Genomic DNA, 3,126 nt, shown 5'->3' on the forward strand with positions numbered 1-3,126 from the left:
TTGAGAGCCGTGGGGGTCAGTTGTGAAAAAGCAGACCACTTGGTCGCCATTGCCCTTGAAAATGGGGCCTTAGGCGCTAAAATGAGCGGAGGCGGTCTTGGTGGCTGTGTGATTGCCCTCGTCAAGGATTCTCGTGAAGCAGCAACCATTGCCCATGCATTAGAAAAAGAAGGAGCGCACCATACATGGATCGAAAACCTGTAAAGGCTAAGTCCTATGCCAATATCGCGATTATCAAATACTGGGGAAAAGAAGATGCCAAACAGATGGTCCCTTCGACCAGTTCGATTTCGTTGACCTTAGAGAATATGTATACAGAGACGAGTCTCTCTCCCTTGCCAGCAGATGCGACTGCGCATGAATTTTACATCGATGGGGAATTCCAAAATCCAGCTGAGCAAGCCAAAATTGGAGCTGTGATTGATGGCTTGAAGCCATTAAATGAAGCGGGATTTGTTCGGGTGGATACCAGCAACAACATGCCAACCGCAGCAGGCTTGTCCTCTAGCTCGAGCGGGCTCTCTGCTCTCGTCAAGGCTTGCAATCAGTACTATGATTTGGGCTTGAGCCAGGAGGAATTAGCTCAAAAGGCCAAGTTTGCTTCGGGTTCTTCTTCACGGTCTTTCTTTGGTCCCTTAGCAGCCTGGGACAAAGAAAGTGGAGAAATTTATAAGGTCAAGACAGACCTGAAATTAGCAATGATCATGTTGGTCCTCAATGACAAGCAAAAGCCCGTTTCCAGCCGGGAAGGGATGAAACGCTGCATGGAGACTTCGACTAATTTCAAAGAATGGATCGAAGAGTCTCGGCAAGATTACAAGGACATGCTGGGCTATCTAGCCGGCAATGATTTTGAACAGGTCGGTCAGCTGACAGAGCGCAATGCCCTTGCTATGCATGCGACGACTAGAACAGCCACTCCAGCCTTTAGCTACTTGACAGAAGAAAGCCACAAAGCTATGGAATTTGTCCGTGAGCTTCGCGTTGCAGGCCATGCTTGTTACTTTACTATGGATGCAGGGCCAAACGTTAAGGTTCTCTGTTTAGAAGAAGACTTGGATCAGCTGGTGCCTTTATTTGATGCCCGCTATCGGACCATCGTATCTAAGACAAAGGATCCTCAAGATGAAGACTAAGTATCAGGTACAGACCGGAGGCAAGCTCTATCTAGCTGGAGAATACGCAGTGCTAACACCTGGTTATGGAGCTGTGATTCAGTTTATTCCCATTTATCTGTCAGCTACCATCCAAGAAGCAACAGCCTACCAGCTAGCCTCAGACCTTTTTGGTTACCAGGTGGATTTGACCCCAAATAAGGACTACGCCTTGATTCAAGAGACCATACAGCTCATGGAAGAGTGGCTGAAAGATCAGGGGATATCCCCTAAACCCTTTGATCTTCACCTTAGAGGGACGTTGGGCGAAGAGGGGAAAAAGTATGGGATTGGTTCCAGCGGAAGTGTGGTCTTGCTCGTGATCAAGGCCATGGCTGCTCTGTATGAACTAGACCTACATCCGGACCTGCTCTTTCGACTAGCAGCAGTGGTCTTGGTGCAAAGAGGGGACAATGGTTCCATGGGCGATTTGGCTTGTATTGCCTACGAGGACTTGATTTATTACCAATCCTTTGATCGGACTTGGTTGCATGAAGTTTTGAATTCTCAGCCCCTGTCACAAGTTTTAGACCTGGATTGGGACTACCAGATCTGCTCGATCCAGCCAGCAGTCGCTTATAATTTTCTGGTCGGTTGGACCAAGGAACCAGCGATTTCAAGTGATTTGATCCGCCAGGTCAAGGGAGCGATTAAGGAAGATTTTCTTCAGGAAAGCCAGAGCGCAGTGAAGAATCTTGAAAAAGGTCTCCGTGAAGGGAAACAAAGGGAAATTGAGGCCAGTATCAAACGTGCCGATAAGAACCTAAAGTCTTTGAACCCTTTGATCTATACCCCAGCTCTAAAAGAGCTGCAAGAAGCGACAGAGGGCCTTTCTGTCTGTGCCAAATCCAGTGGTGCTGGAGGAGGCGACTGTGGAATCGCCCTTAGTTTTGACCCAGTTGAGACTCAGACCTTGATAGAGCGCTGGAAGGAAAAGAATATTGAAGTCATTTACCAAGAAAGGATGGTAGATTCGTGAGCGAAAATCGAAAAGACCAGCATATTCGCTATGCCTTGGAGCAAAGCTCCTCCTATAATAGCTTTGATGAGATCGAGCTGATTCACCGATCCCTCCCCCTTGTGGATCTAGCGGAGATTGATTTGACAACCCATTTCGCAGGGCGTGATTGGGAGGTTCCTTTTTATATCAATGCCATGACAGGCGGGAGTAAACGGGCCAAAGAGATCAATCAAAAGTTGGCAGCAGTAGCCGAAGCCTGTGGGATTCTCTTTGTGACTGGCTCTTACAGCGCAGCACTGAAGGATCCGAACGATCAATCGTATGCGGTCAAAAAAGACCATCCTCGTCTTCTTTTAGCAACCAACATTGGCATCGATAAAGAGCCAGATTTGGGCTTGCGGACAGTGGAAGAGCTACACCCCCTCTTTCTTCAAGTCCATGTGAATCTGATGCAAGAGTTGCTCATGCCCGAAGGGGAGCGGATTTTCCACACTTGGAAAGACCATCTCAAGAGCTATGGGCAGGGCTTTCCTGTACCTGTAGTCCTGAAGGAAGTTGGCTTTGGTATGGATCCCAAAACAGTTCAGGCAGCGCTAGAGGCTGGGATTAAAACCGTTGATATTTCTGGACGTGGTGGTACTAGTTTTGCCTATATTGAGAATCGTCGTGGTGGCAATCGCGCTTATCTGGATGATTGGGGACAGTCAACTGCGCAGAGTCTCTTACAGTTACAGGATCAGATAGATCAGGTTGAGGTCCTAGCAAGTGGGGGCATCCGTCATCCCCTTGATATGGTCAAGGCCTTGGTCCTTGGAGCACGTGGCGTAGGACTTTCCCGCGTTTTTCTTGAGATGGTAGAGACTAAGAGCATTGAAGAAGTGATCGTCCTTGTCCAAGGATGGAAAGAAGACCTCAGATTGCTCCTTTGTGCGCTCGGTTGTCAGAACCTGAAAGAGCTCCGTGAAGTCGACTATCTCCTCTATGGAAAATTGTGGCAAGCAAATCAACAGA

The 3,126-nt window shown here is 48.1% G+C and carries 3 protein-coding genes and 1 pseudogene; all 4 read left to right on the plus strand.

Annotated features, from left to right (window positions below; translation table 11 throughout):
* Positions 1 to 204, plus strand: a pseudogene (locus tag SPADD19_RS12120) (mevalonate kinase); the annotation flags it as partial.
* Complete coding sequence (gene mvaD, locus SPADD19_RS00220; RefSeq protein ID WP_061454884.1) at positions 186 to 1,136, plus strand: diphosphomevalonate decarboxylase; 951 nt, start codon at positions 186 to 188, stop codon at positions 1,134 to 1,136. The pseudogene SPADD19_RS12120 and the gene mvaD, both read left to right, overlap by 19 nt.
* Entirely contained in the window at positions 1,126 to 2,133 is a 1,008-nt protein-coding gene (locus SPADD19_RS00225; RefSeq protein WP_061454885.1) for a phosphomevalonate kinase, read from the plus strand. The genes mvaD and SPADD19_RS00225 overlap by 11 nt, the downstream gene beginning before the upstream one ends.
* On the plus strand, positions 2,130 to 3,126 hold a 997-nt coding region (gene fni, locus SPADD19_RS00230), incomplete at its 3' end, for a type 2 isopentenyl-diphosphate Delta-isomerase (protein WP_061454886.1). The genes SPADD19_RS00225 and fni, both read left to right, overlap by 4 nt.

Source organism: Streptococcus parasanguinis (assembly GCF_001578955.1).
GTDB lineage: Bacteria > Bacillota > Bacilli > Lactobacillales > Streptococcaceae > Streptococcus > Streptococcus parasanguinis_U.

Excerpts from the sequence above, each read along its gene's own strand:
- mvaD (WP_061454884.1), top strand. The coding sequence starts at position 186 with ATGGATCGAAAACCTGTAAAGGCTAAGTCCTATGCCAATATCGCGATT.
- SPADD19_RS00225 (WP_061454885.1), top strand. The coding sequence starts at position 1,126 with ATGAAGACTAAGTATCAGGTACAGACCGGAGGCAAGCTCTATCTAGCT.